This window comes from Bacillus rugosus (genome assembly GCF_023238245.1).
Classification (GTDB): Bacteria; Bacillota; Bacilli; order Bacillales; family Bacillaceae; genus Bacillus; species Bacillus rugosus.
This window is the reverse complement of the sequence record NZ_CP096590.1, coordinates 3,974,937-3,989,343: the sequence shown is the minus strand read 5'-3', so window position 1 is coordinate 3,989,343 and position 14,407 is coordinate 3,974,937. Positions and strand designations below refer to the sequence as shown.

The window sequence follows — 14,407 nt, the reverse complement described above, 5'->3', positions numbered from 1 at the left end:
GGACTATAGCCTGAAAACGACACGAAGGAGATGCAGGATGTACAAACTAATTGCAATTGATATGGACGGAACACTTTTAAATGATCATCATGAAGTAACAGAGGAGGTCCGCGACGCACTTCACGCTGCTAAAGCGGAGGGCGTCAAAATTGTGCTTTGCACCGGCCGGCCGATCGGGGGTGTGCGGAGATACTTAGATGAACTGAATTTAGTTGAAGAAGGCGACTATGTCATCGCGTATAATGGAGCGCTTGTTCAAAATACCCATACAAACGAAGTGGTCACAGAGCTGTCTCTCGGTTATGATGATTTGACTTCATTATATGACCTGAGCGTAGAGCTGAAGACGCCGATGCATTTCTTTGACTCATCTAATTTGTATACGCCTAACCGGGATATTAGCGAATTTACTGTATACGAATCCTATGTGACACAAGTGCCGCTTCATTTCCGCAAGATCGACGAGGTGCCAAAAGATATCCTCATCCCGAAAGTGATGTTTATAGATAAACCGGAGAACTTAAGCCATGTCATTACATCGATTCCAAAAGACGTGAGAGACAAATATACAATGGTCAGAAGCGCGCCTTTCTTTTATGAAATTCTGCATCCGGAAGCCAGCAAGGGAAATGCCGTACGCCAGCTGGCACAGCTGCTTGGAATTGACCAGGCGGAAGTCATGAGCATAGGTGACAACGGAAACGACCTGACAATGATTGAATGGTCGGGCTGCGGCGTTGCCATGGCAAACGCCATCCCAGAAGTATTAGAAGCCGCAAACTTTCAAACACGCTCCAATAATGAACACGGTGTTGCGCATGCGATTCACGAACTTGTTTTGGCGAAATAATGAAATCCAGCCTCTTAGAAGGCTGGATTTTTTGTTATGGCGGCTGTCCTGTCTGTAATCACCATCAGCCCTTCTTGCAGATATAAAACGTCAGTGATTGATCATGATCTTCAGTGGCCTGTAGAAATAAAAAGAAAGCAATCACCATAAACATCAGCATCGTACATTTTTTTCTCATGAACGAATCTTCTTGTTCATTCTTTGTTTTGGGATGGATTCCTCGTTTTGAAGTAATGGTAATCTTTTGACGAATCTATTTGACTTTCGTTATGCTGATAAAACAAGTTGTTCACAAAATGTATAATTTTAGCCTGAATTGAAAGGGGACTGAATCAGATGTGCACAAGTCTTACATTGGAAACTGCTGACCGGAATCATTTATTAGCGAGGACAATGGATTTTGCATTTCAGTTGGGGACGGAGGTCATTCTCTATCCGCGCCGTTACAGCTGGAAGAGTGAAGCTGACGGAAAGGTGCATCAAACACAGTACGCGTTTATTGGTATGGGGAGAAAACTTGGAAATATATTATTTGCCGACGGTGTTAATGAAAGCGGTTTATCTTGTGCCGCGCTTTATTTTATGGGATGTGCGGAATACGAAAAAACGATACGGGGAGACGGCGTTCATATTGCCCCGCATGAGTTTGTAACTTGGGCGCTGTCAGCCTGTAAGTCTTTGGAAGACGTAAAGGAAAAGATCCGCTCTTTAACGATTGTGGAGAAGAAATTAGAGCTATTGGATACAGTTTTACCTTTACACTGGATATTGTCAGACCGGACGGGACGCAGCCTGACGATAGAACCGAGAGCAGACGGCATCAAAATCTATGACAATCAACCAGGTGTAATGACGAACAGCCCCGACTTTCTATGGCATGTGAGCAATCTTCGGCAATATATAGGAATAAGGCCGAAACAATTCGAGAGCAAGGAGATGGGCGGATTGATGCTGTCCGCTTTTGGCCAAGGCTCGGGCACTGTGGGTCTGCCAGGAGATTATACACCGCCTTCACGGTTTGTCAGAGCTGTTTTTCTGAAAGAACATCTAGAGCCGGCGGCAGATGAAACAAGAGGTGTATCAGCAGCTTTTCAGCTTTTGTCAAACATGGCAATACCCAAGGGTGCTGTGATAACGGAAGATGACGAAATTGATTATACGCAATATACTTCTGTGATGTGCAGCGACACGGGAAACTACTACTTTCACCACTACGATAATCGGCAAATCCAAAAAGTAAGTTTATTTCATGAAGACCTTGACTGTCTGGAGCCTAAAGTGTTTTCTGCTAAAGCAGAAGAAAATATTCTAGAGCTTAATTAAGAATCAATCAGCTGATTCCGGTATAAATCCGGGGCCAGCTGATTTTTTTTGTACAATGTCTCAGCTTCTGAATGATTGGCAAAATGGATTGTGCTAAATCTACAATGAGCGTATGGGCGGATGCGCAGATAAGGCCAAGCTGCATTTATATAAAAAACTTCGGATCAAAACTGAGTCTCAGCATCACGAGACTCAGTTTTTTTGCGAGCATACAGGTTGCACTAATGCCGATCCATCATGATCCCGCGAGATTTTTATCATTTCAAAAAGAGAAAAAATTGATCTTAACTCATTGACAAACGTCCGAGACAAAGGTACATTTTGATTTATTCATATTAAACTACTAGGAATATAGGAGTTTATTTTTCGGATTTTTCAGCCTAAAACATGATAAAAGGAGTAACGTCATGACAAGCAAAAAGAAACAAATCAAATTAGGGGTATTTTTAGCAGGTACAGGCCATCATGTCGCGTCTTGGCGGCATCCGGACGCCTCAGCGGATGCGAGCATGAATTTGGATTATTTTAAAGAGCTTGCGAAAACAGCGGAGCGGGGCAAGCTGGATATGCTGTTTTTAGCGGATAGCCTGTCAATTGACAGCAAATCACATCCAAATGTGTTAACAAGGTTTGAGCCATTTACTTTGCTCTCTGCTTTGGCGCAGGTAACATCAAGAATCGGATTGACAGCAACAGCTTCTACTACTTACAGCGAGCCGTTTCACATTGCCAGACAGTTTGCGTCATTGGATCATCTGTCTAACGGCCGTGCCGGATGGAACGTCGTCACTTCATCTATTGAATCAACAGCGCTGAATTTCAGCGGTGAAAAGCACCTTGAACACCATTTGCGCTATCAGCGGGCAGAGGAATTTGTCGGGGTTGTAAAAGGACTTTGGGATTCATGGGAAGAGGACGCGTTTATCCGTAATAAAGAGACTGGTGATTTCTTTGAGAAAGAAAAAATGCACGAGCTGAACCACAAAGGAGAGTATTTCTCGGTTCGCGGACCTCTGAACGTTTCAAGAACGCCGCAGGGCCAGCCGGTCATTATCCAGGCAGGATCATCAGGGGACGGAAAAGCACTGGCTGCCAGAACAGCAGAAGTGATCTTCACAGCGCAAAACCACCTGGAATCAGCTCAGGAATTTTATCAATCGATTAAAGAGCAGGCTGCGGAATTCGGGCGTGACCCAGAAAAAATTGCAATCATGCCGGGTATTTTCCCGATCATTGCTGATACCGAAGAAGCAGCACAGGCCAAGTACAAGGAGCTTCAGGATCTGATTATTCCGTCCGTCGGTCTGCAAATTCTCCAAAATTATTTAGGCGGAATCGATTTGTCGGCGTATCCGCTTGACGGGCCGCTGCCGAAGCTTGACGCGGATGCTTCCAATGCGGTGAAGAGCCGATTCAAGCTTGTTCAAGAAATGGCTGCACGAGACAATATGACGATTCGCGAGCTGTATCAATATGTTGCAGGCTCCAGAGGCCATCATATCTTCGTTGGCACGCCGGAGCAGCTTGCTGACAAGATGCAGGAATGGGTGGATAAGAAAGCGTGTGACGGGTTTAACATCATGCCTCCGCTTCTTCCAGAAGGAATTGAAGTGTTTGTTGATAAAGTGGTTCCGATTTTACAGGAGAGCGGTGTGTTCAGAAAAGAATATGAAGGCACAACATTGAGAGACCACTTCGGTTTAGAAAAGCCGGTAAACCGTTATGCAAAGTAAGGAGGAACGCTAGATGAAAGCACGATATCGCCTTGCAGTTGAACGTGATGCCGAACAGCTTCTCGAGCTGACATTGCGGGCTTATGAACCGATTCGAAAAATCGGTATTCATTTTGCCGCCGCTCATGCGGATCTGGATTTGGTGTTACGTAACATCCGAAACAACGCCTGCTATGTCATGGAAGAGGACGGACTGATCATTGCGACCATCTCCTTAAGGATGCCGTGGGGGCAGCAGCCGGGACCGTTTGGCGTTCCGCATATCTGGTGGTTCGCCGTGGACCCTGACACCGGTCAAAAAGGTATCGGAACAAAGCTGCTTCAATGGCTTGAGGAAACGATCCTCCGCGATACGTTAAAGGTTCCGTTTGTCTCGCTCGGAACAGCGGACAAGCATCCGTGGCTGATTGAGATGTACGAACGAAAAGGGTATGTCCGCGCAGGTGAACAAGACCTTGGCAAAGGGCATATGACAGTCTATATGAAAAAACAATTGCGAAATGACCTATAAAAGAGAAAAGGCGGGAAATCAAATGAAAATGAAAAAATGGACTGTGCTGTTAGTTGCTGCATTATTAGCGGTGCTCTCAGCTTGCGGTAATGGAAGCAGCAGTAAAGAGGATGACAATGTGCTTCATGTCGGCGCAACCGGACAAAGCTACCCGTTTGCTTATAAAGAAGACGGAAAGTTGACAGGTTTTGATGTGGAAGTGATGGAAGCGGTCGCTAAGAAAATTGACATGAAGCTGGACTGGAAGCTGCTTGAATTCAGCGGGCTGATGGGGGAGCTTCAAACAGGAAAGCTTGACACTATTTCCAACCAGGTAGCGGTGACTGATGAACGTAAGGAAACGTATCACTTTACTGAACCATACGCTTATGCAGGAACACAGATTGTCGTCAAAAAAGACAATAATGACATCAAGTCAGTAAACGATTTAAAAGGGAAGACAGTTGCTGCCGTTCTCGGTTCAAATCACGCAAAAAACCTTGAAAGCAAAGATCCTGATAAAAAAATCAATATCAAAACATACGAAACACAAGAAGGCACGCTGAAGGACGTCGCTTACGGCCGTGTAGACGCTTATGTCAACAGCCGAACTGTGCTGATGGCGCAAATTAAGAAAACCGGCTTGCCGTTAAAGCTTGCAGGAGATCCGATTGTTTACGAACAAGTTGCATTCCCATTTGCCAAGGATGACGCACACGACAAGCTCCGCAAAAAAGTCAATAAAGCACTTGGTGAATTGCGTAAAGACGGAACACTGAAAAAGCTTTCCGAAAAATATTTTAATGAAGATATCACAGTAGAACAGAAGCATTAAGAAACGGCGGTGAATCACCAGAATGAACACGATTGATTGGGAATTTATGATATCAGCATTCCCGACTTTAATTCAGGCCCTTCCGATCACCTTGTTTATGGCTGTAGCGGCTATGATTTTTGCCATTATCGGAGGACTTATTCTCGCACTCATCACAAAAAACAAAATTCCAGTGCTTCATCAGCTGTCAAAGCTGTATATATCCTTTTTCCGGGGCGTACCGACACTTGTGCAGCTGTTTTTAATCTACTACGGGCTGCCGCAGCTGTTTCCAGAAATGAGCAAAATGACAGCTCTCACAGCTGCCATCATCGGGTTAAGCTTAAAAAACGCTGCTTATTTGGCAGAAATCTTCCGGGCCGCCCTCAATTCTGTTGATGATGGGCAGCTGGAGGCGTGCCTGTCTGTCGGCATGACAAAGCTCCAGGCATACAGACGGATTATTCTGCCGCAGGCTGTTCGAAATGCGATACCGGCAACGGGCAATACATTTATCGGACTACTCAAAGAAACGTCACTGGCCTTTACGTTAGGGGTCATGGAGATGTTCGCCCAAGGGAAGATGTATGCATCAGGAAACCTCAAATATTTTGAGACGTACTTGGCGGTTGCAATTGTTTACTGGGTTCTTACCATTATCTACAGCATTTTGCAGGACTTGTTTGAACGCGCCATGAGCAAGCCATACCGGACTTAGAGGTGAAATCAGTTGATAACAGTAAAAAATATTCACAAAGCGTTTAAAGATCTCGTCGTACTCGACGGAATCGATCTAGAAGTGAAACGCGGAGAAGTAGTGGCGATCATCGGTCCGTCCGGTTCCGGAAAATCAACGCTTCTCCGGTGCTTGAATCTATTAGAGCGTCCGGATCAAGGCCTTATTGAAATCGGAGAAGCCAAGCTGAACGCGGAAAAGTTTACACGCAAAGAAGCACATCGGCTTCGCCAGCAAACGGCCATGGTCTTTCAAAACTACAATCTGTTTAAAAATAAAACGGCTCTGCAAAACATTACAGAAGCTTTAATCGTGGCTCAACACAAATCACGCGACGAAGCAAAACGTATTGGAATGGATATTCTGAAACAGGTCGGTCTAGAGCATAAGGCTGACAGCTATCCGATCACAATGTCCGGCGGCCAGCAGCAGCGAATCGGCATCGCGCGGGCACTTGCGGTCAATCCGCATGCAATTTTGCTGGATGAACCAACTTCAGCACTTGACCCTGAGCTCGTCGCAGGGGTGCTTCAGGTCATCAAGTCCATTGCGGAAAAACAAACAACGATGATCATCGTTACACACGAAATGGCGTTTGCAAAAGAGGTCGCTGATAAAGTGATCTTTATGGCGGATGGCCATATTATCGAGCAGGGAACGCCAGAAGAACTGTTTGACCATCCGAAAAATGAACGGACGAAAAGATTTATCAAGCAGGTGGGAGAGCCTGCAGAGCTTATATAAGAAAGGGGGAAGAACAATGGCCGACAAAACGTTTCATACCCGTTTAATCAATATGCGGCGTGATCTTCATGAACATCCTGAACTGTCATTTCAAGAGATTGAAACGACGAAAAAAATCCGCCGCTGGCTTGAGGAAGAGCATATCGAGATCCTTGACGTTCCTCAATTGGAAACAGGCGTGATTGCGGAAATCAAAGGGCAGGAAGACGGACCCGTGATCGCGATACGAGCGGACATTGATGCGCTCCCGATCCAAGAACAGACGGATCTGCCGTTTGCATCAAAGATTGACGGCACGATGCATGCGTGCGGACACGATTTTCATACTGCTTCCATTATCGGCACGGCCATTTTGCTGAATCAAAGAAGAGCCGATCTGCAAGGTACTGTCCGGTTTATCTTTCAGCCAGCTGAAGAAATAGCCGCAGGAGCAAGAAAGGTAATAGAGGCTGGCGTAATTGATGACGTTTCTGCCATTTTTGGCATGCATAATAAGCCGGATCTGCCTGTCGGGACCATAGGTGTAAAAGAAGGTCCTCTCATGGCAAGTGTTGACCGATTTGAGATTGTCGTCAAAGGGAAAGGCGGACACGCCGGCATCCCAAATAACAGTATTGATCCAATCGCTGCTGCCGGACAAATCGTCAGCGGCCTGCAATCTGTGGTCAGCCGCAACATCAGCTCACTGCAAAACGCGGTCGTCAGTATTACAAGAGTACAGGCGGGCACTTCATGGAACGTCATTCCAGACCAGGCTGAAATGGAGGGGACGGTTCGAACCTTTCAAAAAGAAGCGAGACGGGCTGTTCCGGAACATATGAAACGAGTGGCTGAAGGAATTGCCGCGGGCTATGGAGCACAAGCAGAATTCAAGTGGTTTCCTTATTTGCCTTCCGTTCAGAATGACGGCGCATTTTTAAAAGCGGCATCTGAAGCCGCGGAACGGCTTGGCTGCCAAACTGTTCATGCTGAGCAGTCTCCGGGTGGAGAAGACTTCGCTCTGTATCAAGAGAAGATCCCGGGATTTTTTGTGTGGATGGGAACGAACGGTACAGAGGAGTGGCATCATCCGGCCTTTACATTGGATGAAGAAGCCCTGACAGTTGCCTCTCAATACTTTGCTGAGCTGGCTGTTATTGTGCTGGAGACCATCAAATGAGCAGACAAGGGCTGACAGCAGGTCTTGCAGAGGCTGTGAGAACGTCGCAGCCTGAGCATTCAATTGCCGCGATGTGTGAAGCAAAAAAAGGATTACTCGATTTCACAGCCGCTTCATTCGCAGGAAGAAAAGATAAAGGCATTCAAAAGCTCCTCCGCCTCATAGAGGATGAAGGAGGCACGCCCCTTGTCCCTATTATCGGCCAAGGGAAAAAAGCCGCGCCATTACAATCTGCAATGATCAATGGATTTATCGCCCATGCATTGGATTTTGATGATGTCCATTCTGATGTAAGAGGGCATCCCAGTGCAGTCATCGTGCCAGCTCTTATGGCTTCTGCCGCTCGCGGACATGACGAGCGGCTTCTTGGCGCTTATATTGTCGGTGTTGAAGTGATGGCAAGGCTGGGCGAATCAATTGGGAGCCGCCACTATGAAAAGGGCTGGCATAATACAGGAACAATTGGCGCGATCGCTGCTGCCTGCGCCGCAGGCTACGCAGAGGAACTGACTCAAGAAGAACTGGAAAAAGCCATTGGTTTTGCAGCTACACAATCTGCCGGGATGAGGGTGCAATTTGGGACGGAAATGAAACCGCTGCACGCCGGTCTGGCAGCTCAGGCTGGCTTGCTAGCCGTTAAGCTGGCCCAATCAGAATTTGGCGGGTCCTGCACGGCACTTGATGGAGAAGCTGGTTTCTTCGGTCTGTACGGCGATTTGGAAAAAGCACAAAACACTTTGCTAAACCGTTGGGGCGCACCATGGAGAATCGTGAAGCCGGGTCTATGGTTTAAAATTTACCCATTTTGCTCTGCGGCACACCATGCCGCAGATGCGGTACGAAAACTTGTCTCTGAAGAAGCCATTTCTGCTGCAAATACCGAGCGGATTGAAGTGATTTTTCCGCCAGGCGGAGATGCTGCATTGACGGAAAGATCGCCGAAGACTGGGGAGGAAGGCCGTTTTAGCGTTGAATATGTTATTGCCCTTGCTTTGCACGGACATGAGCTGACCGCTGAGCATTTCAACAGCCAGCCAATCCCAAGCGGCATTCAAAAGACAATAGGGCATTTTCAGCGAGTATATGACAATGCCATTCAGCCGGCTCCTCATGCTGTTCCAAAAGGGCGTTTCACGATTGTCAGAGCCCATTTATCAGACGGCCGCATGTGCGAAGTACGTGTCGACTGTCCAAAAGGAGCTCCGGGCAATGAACTGTCTGAAAAAGACATAAAAGAAAAATTGACATTAACGGTTCCGCATGAAAAAGCGCGGCGCATCATAACAGCCGTTGAGATAGCCGATATAAAAGAATTTTTAGTGCATATTGAATAAGATTCAGCTCTATTAACCGATTTCAGATGATATGATAAAACCAATCATACGTTTGAAAAAGGAGAAACCATGACGGTGAATGACGCGGTTGTATTCATTTTGGCTGCCTTTTTACTATTGGGGGCAGCGGATTATTGTTTGGGAAACAGATGGGGGCTTGGCGAGCGGTTTGCCGAAGGCTTCAAGGCTATGGGTCCGCTGGCGCTGTCGATGATCGGAATTGTGTCGCTGGCACCCGTGCTGGCAGCAATCCTGATTCCCATTGTCTCTCCGGTTTACACAGCGATTGGCGCCGATCCCTCATCTTTTGCGAACACTATCTTGGCCATTGATATGGGAGGATATGCGCTCGCTGGAGAAATGGCGAAAGATCCACAGGCCGGACTGTTTTCATGGGTGTTTTTAGGAACGATGATGGGTCCGGCAATCGTCTTTACGATTCCCGTTGCTCTAGGCATCATCGAACAAGAGGATCACCCGTACTTTGCAAAAGGCATATTAATCGGACTGTGTACAGTGCCGATCGGGTGCTTCATCGGCGGATTATGCGCCGGCTTTGACATTATCATGATAGGTAAAAACCTCCTGATCCCGAGTCTTTTGTCTGCTGTGATCGCTTTTGGGTTATGGCGGTACACCGACACCATCATTCGGTTATTTCATCTCTTCGGGAAGGCTGTCAGTATGGTTGCGATTATCGGGCTCGCAGCTGTCTCTGTTGAGACGATGACCGGCATCGTGCTGATTCCAGGAATGGAGAATGCCGAAACGGGGATACAAACGACAGGGACCGTCGCCATTGCCTTGGCAGGGGCTTTTCCGATGACCGCCTTTATCACAAAAGCCTTTAAAAAGCCTCTTCAGGCACTGGGGAGCAGTTTTCATTTAGATCAGACAGCAACAGCAGGATTGGTGACTTCTCTGGCTCATCATATTCCAATGCTGGCTTCACTAAAAGATATGACGCCGAGAGGAAAGGTCATCAATGTCGCATTTGCAGTCAGCGGAGCCTTTGTACTCGGCAGCCATCTCGGTTTCGTGGCCGGAATGAAAAAAGAAATGGCGGCTGCCATGATCATTGGAAAATTAGCTGGTGGAATTACAGCTGCGGCAGTGGCTGCCTGGGTGACGCCCGCACAATCATCTGATCAGCAGAAACATGCCTCAGCCGGCTATAACTGAGGCAGAAGCTGTTTCAACTTTATCCAATCGGGAATGTAACAGTAAGGATTCTGTGAAAGAGGGTTGGACACATGGCCGTGAGAGACCAGTGCATGTCAAAAATCAAACAGGAAACCAAGCCTTGGGTCAAGCGATTTGGGAGGCTTGGTTATTTTGCATTCGGCGGCGTTTTTATCCTGCTCGGGATTTTAGCATGTATGACGGCAGCCGGGGCTGGCGGGGCGAAGGATTCGAGCGGGGCTCTCCTAACGTTATCGCGCATGCCATACGGATCATTCTTGCTTTTTTTCATTGGTGTCGGTCTCATCGGTTATGTGATCTGGATGGTGCTGAGTGCTATCAAGGATACGGAGGGCCACGGAACAAGCAGGCGCGGCCTGTCGCGGAGAACAGGAAACTTTTTCAGCGCCGTCGTTTACGCATCCATTGCTTGGAATGCCTTGCGTTTTGTATTTGGCCAAGGAGACGCCAGCACTTCAGAACAGACGTGGTCCGCTTATGTATTGGCGCAGCCGTTCGGCCAATGGCTCACAGGGCTTACAGGTGCGGGCTTTGTCCTATTTGCGATTGTTCAATTTGTGAAGGGTGTCCGGGCTGCATTTATGAAAGAATTCGATACGTCAAAAATGAACAAACAGATGATATGCATCGCGAAAAACACCGGGCGCGCAGGCAATATTGCCCGCGCCATTATTTTCTCAGCTATCGGCTATTTTCTCATCAAGACTGCCATGACCGCTGATCCCGACGACACAAGAGGCTTTGACGGCGCGCTCGCCGAGCTCGCGCAGCAGCCGCATGGCAAAATGATTCTGTCTATTTTGGCGTTCGGGCTGATCTTATATGGATTGTATGCTATTATGAAAGGCATTTATCAGCATATGACATGGGAGAAGTAAGCTCTGGACAGATCCGCATCCAGGGCGTTTTTCAGTTTCTCAGAAATCAGGTGGATGAAAGCGGGCGTCAGCCTGTATAATAAAAGCAATCGAAAGCAGTTTCATCATGAACTGATCCAAAGGGAGGTGCGGAATGGATCGGGAAAAACAGCAATTAAGCATAGAAGCGGCAAGGCTTTACTATCAGTCTGACTACAGTCAGCAGCAAATTGCTGAGCAGCTCAACATTTCAAGGCCGACCGTTTCCCGGCTGCTGCAATATGCAAAAGCAAAAGGGTTTGTCCAAATTCGCGTCATGGACCCTTTTGAAGATTTGGATGCGCTCGGTTCCATGCTTGAAGAGAAATACGGGCTTCTCGAGGCGCATGTTGTGTTTTCCCCGACACCCGATTATGCAGGAATTACACATGACCTAAGCCGCTATGGTGCAGAATATATGCATGAAACGGTGAAAGATGGCGACATTGTCGGTGTCAGCTGGGGAACCACCATGTATCAGATCGCGCAAAACATGCAGCCGAAGCAGGTAAGAGGCGTTGAGGTCGTCCAGCTGAAAGGCGGCATCAGCCATTCTCGGGTAAACACGTATTCCGCTGAAACGATTCAGCTGTTTGCAGAGGCATTTCAAACGATGCCGCGCTATCTCCCGCTTCCCGTCGTGTTTGATAATGCTGATGTGAAGAAAATGGTGGAGAAAGACCGTCATATTGAGCGGATCATCGAGATGGGCAAGCAGGCGAATATCGCTCTCTTCACGGTGGGAACTGTCCGTGACGAAGCGCTGTTGTTCCGGCTCGGATACTTTAGCGAAGAAGAGAAAGCCCTGCTGAAAAAACAGGCCGTCGGGGATATCTGTTCACGCTTTTTTGATGCGAAAGGAAATATTTGCAGCAGAGCCATCAATGACCGGACCATCGGCGTTGAGCTTGAAGACCTTAGGCTGAAGGAACGCTCGATTTTAGTGGCCGGCGGGAGCAGAAAAGTGTCCTCCATACACGGTGCATTAACCGGAAAATATGCCAACGTTTTGATCATTGACCAGCATACTGCAAGGGCGCTTGTTAATGATTTGTGACACGTGTAAACCGTTCGTTGAACAAAATTTCAATTACCAATTTACATATGTTCAAAAGTCGGTTATGCTAAAAAATATCTTAACAAAAAAGGAAGTGTGCGAAGGATGTCATTAGCTAACATAATTGATCATACAGCTTTGAAACCGCATACACAAAAAGCGGAGATTCTAACATTAATTCAAGAAGCAAAAACATACAAATTTGCTTCAGTATGTGTCAATCCGACATGGGTGGAGCTTGCTGCAAAAGAGCTTGAGGGAACTGGAGTTGACGTCTGTACGGTCATCGGCTTCCCGCTCGGTGCCAACACAACTGAAACAAAAGCGTTCGAAACAAAAGACGCGATTTCAAAAGGCGCCACTGAAGTGGACATGGTTATTAACATTGCGGCGTTGAAAGACAAAGAAGACGATATAGTTGAAGCGGATATCCGCGGTGTGGTGGAAGCTGCAGCCGGAAAAGCGCTTGTCAAAGTCATTATCGAAACGTGCCTTCTGACTGATGAAGAAAAAGAACGCGCGTGCCGTTTAGCGGTTTCTGCGGGAGCGGATTTCGTGAAAACATCAACAGGATTCTCTACAGGCGGCGCAACGAAGGAAGATATCGCCTTAATGCGCAAAACGGTAGGCCCTGATATCGGCGTGAAAGCATCCGGCGGCATCAGAACAAAAGAAGATGTAGATACAATGGTCGAGGCGGGAGCGAGCAGGATCGGCGCAAGCGCAGGTGTTTCCATTGTAAAAGGCGAAAACACATCCGGCGGAGACAACTATTAAGAAGCTGACGGAAGGCACATTGCTTTCCGTTACTCATTCTTTCTTTTCTGGGGAAGCAGTTATTGTAAGCGAATACAAATAAAGGAGAAACACATATGAAGTATTTGATTGGGATAATCGGTTTGATCGTGTTTTTAGGGCTTGCGTGGATCGCAAGCAGCGGGAAAAAAAGAATTAAGATCCGCCCAATTGTTGTTATGCTCATTTTGCAATTTATTCTCGGCTACATTCTCCTCAATACCGGGGTAGGGAATTTCCTCGTAGGAGGATTTGCAAAAGGATTCGGTTACCTGCTTAATTACGCGGCAGAAGGAATCAATTTTGTGTTTGGCGGTTTGGTGAATGCGGATCAAACGACATTCTTTATGAACGTTCTCTTGCCAATCGTGTTTATTTCCGCCTTGATCGGTATTTTGCAAAAGTGGAAAGTCCTCCCGTTTATTATTAGATATATCGGCCTTGCCCTCAGCAAGGTAAACGGTATGGGAAGACTGGAATCGTACAACGCAGTTGCTTCAGCTATTTTAGGGCAGTCAGAAGTATTTATCTCCTTGAAGAAAGAACTCGGTCTTTTAAATCAGCAGCGCTTGTACACGCTTTGCGCTTCTGCGATGTCAACCGTATCAATGTCAATCGTCGGCGCGTATATGACGATGCTGAAACCGGAATATGTCGTAACGGCACTAGTCTTGAACTTATTTGGCGGTTTCATCATCGCTTCAATTATTAATCCTTATGATGTGAAAAAAGAAGAGGATATGCTTCGTGTCGAAGAAGAAGAAAAACAATCCTTCTTCGAGGTACTCGGAGAATACATCCTTGACGGTTTCAAAGTAGCAGTTGTCGTGGCTGCGATGCTGATCGGATTTGTTGCGATTATTGCCCTAATTAACGGCATTTTTAATGCAGTATTCGGTATTTCCTTCCAAGGTATTCTTGGATATGTGTTTGCTCCATTCGCTTTTCTTGTGGGTATCCCATGGAACGAAGCAGTTAATGCGGGTAGCATTATGGCAACAAAAATGGTATCAAATGAATTTGTCGCCATGACGTCGCTAACGCAAAACGGCTTCCATTTCAGCGGCCGTACCACAGCGATCGTATCGGTATTCCTTGTGTCATTTGCGAACTTCTCTTCAATCGGAATCATTGCCGGTGCCGTAAAAGGACTGAATGAAAAGCAAGGAAATGTTGTCGCTCGTTTCGGCTTGAAACTATTATATGGTGCTACGCTTGTCAGCTTTTTATCAGCGGCAATTGTGGGCTTGATTTACTGAACTTAATCGAAAAG

The 14,407-nt window shown here is 46.9% G+C and carries 14 protein-coding genes; all 14 read left to right on the top strand.

Annotation, left to right across the window (positions count from 1 at the left end):
- Positions 1-37 precede the first annotated feature (37 nt).
- The 14 genes from yidA (at position 38) to nupC (ending at position 14,393) form a co-directional block, all read left to right on the top strand.
- Entirely contained in the window at positions 38-850 is an 813-nt protein-coding gene (yidA, locus tag M0696_RS20160) for a sugar-phosphatase (RefSeq protein ID WP_222142361.1), read from the top strand.
- 336 nt (positions 851-1,186) lie between these two features.
- Positions 1,187-2,173, top strand: coding sequence for a choloylglycine hydrolase family protein (locus tag M0696_RS20155; RefSeq protein WP_222142360.1), 987 nt, complete (start codon positions 1,187-1,189; stop codon positions 2,171-2,173).
- A 407-nt stretch (positions 2,174-2,580) separates the two neighbouring features.
- Positions 2,581-3,906, top strand: coding sequence for an LLM class flavin-dependent oxidoreductase (locus M0696_RS20150; RefSeq protein ID WP_222142359.1), 1,326 nt, complete (start codon positions 2,581-2,583; stop codon positions 3,904-3,906).
- 13 nt (positions 3,907-3,919) lie between these two features.
- Entirely contained in the window at positions 3,920-4,417 is a 498-nt protein-coding gene (locus M0696_RS20145) for a GNAT family N-acetyltransferase (RefSeq protein WP_166846498.1), read from the top strand.
- A gap of 22 nt (positions 4,418-4,439) precedes the next feature.
- Complete coding sequence (locus M0696_RS20140) at positions 4,440-5,231, top strand: amino acid ABC transporter substrate-binding protein (RefSeq protein ID WP_222142358.1); 792 nt, start codon at positions 4,440-4,442, stop codon at positions 5,229-5,231.
- Between the two features lie 22 nt (positions 5,232-5,253).
- Positions 5,254-5,928 (top strand): amino acid ABC transporter permease, encoded by a 675-nt coding sequence (locus tag M0696_RS20135; protein WP_003236334.1) that lies wholly within the window; start codon positions 5,254-5,256, stop codon positions 5,926-5,928.
- A gap of 12 nt (positions 5,929-5,940) precedes the next feature.
- Positions 5,941-6,690, top strand: a complete 750-nt coding sequence (locus tag M0696_RS20130; protein WP_166846504.1) for an amino acid ABC transporter ATP-binding protein — start codon at positions 5,941-5,943, stop codon at positions 6,688-6,690.
- Between the two features lie 16 nt (positions 6,691-6,706).
- Positions 6,707-7,849, top strand: a complete 1,143-nt coding sequence (gene sndB, locus M0696_RS20125) for an N-acetyl-sulfur-metabolite deacetylase SndB (RefSeq protein WP_222142357.1) — start codon at positions 6,707-6,709, stop codon at positions 7,847-7,849.
- Positions 7,846-9,183 carry an MmgE/PrpD family protein gene (locus M0696_RS20120; protein WP_222142356.1) on the top strand — a complete coding sequence of 446 codons (1,338 nt, stop codon included), beginning with the start codon at positions 7,846-7,848 and terminating at the stop codon, positions 9,181-9,183. Before sndB ends, M0696_RS20120 begins: the two co-directional genes overlap by 4 nt.
- Positions 9,184-9,252: 69 nt before the next feature.
- Positions 9,253-10,365 (top strand): ethanolamine utilization protein EutH, encoded by a 1,113-nt coding sequence (eutH, locus tag M0696_RS20115; RefSeq protein ID WP_222142355.1) that lies wholly within the window; start codon positions 9,253-9,255, stop codon positions 10,363-10,365.
- A 71-nt stretch (positions 10,366-10,436) separates the two neighbouring features.
- Positions 10,437-11,264 (top strand): DUF1206 domain-containing protein, encoded by an 828-nt coding sequence (locus tag M0696_RS20110; RefSeq protein WP_222142354.1) that lies wholly within the window; start codon positions 10,437-10,439, stop codon positions 11,262-11,264.
- A gap of 133 nt (positions 11,265-11,397) precedes the next feature.
- Positions 11,398-12,339 carry a DNA-binding transcriptional repressor DeoR gene (deoR, locus tag M0696_RS20105; RefSeq protein WP_222142353.1) on the top strand — a complete coding sequence of 314 codons (942 nt, stop codon included), beginning with the start codon at positions 11,398-11,400 and terminating at the stop codon, positions 12,337-12,339.
- A gap of 105 nt (positions 12,340-12,444) precedes the next feature.
- A complete protein-coding gene (gene deoC / locus M0696_RS20100; RefSeq protein ID WP_222142352.1) occupies positions 12,445-13,116 on the top strand; it encodes a deoxyribose-phosphate aldolase in 672 nt (223 codons plus the stop codon).
- Positions 13,117-13,211: 95 nt separating this feature from the next.
- Complete coding sequence (gene nupC / locus M0696_RS20095) at positions 13,212-14,393, top strand: nucleoside permease NupC (RefSeq protein ID WP_222142351.1); 1,182 nt, start codon at positions 13,212-13,214, stop codon at positions 14,391-14,393.
- Positions 14,394-14,407 lie beyond the last annotated feature (14 nt).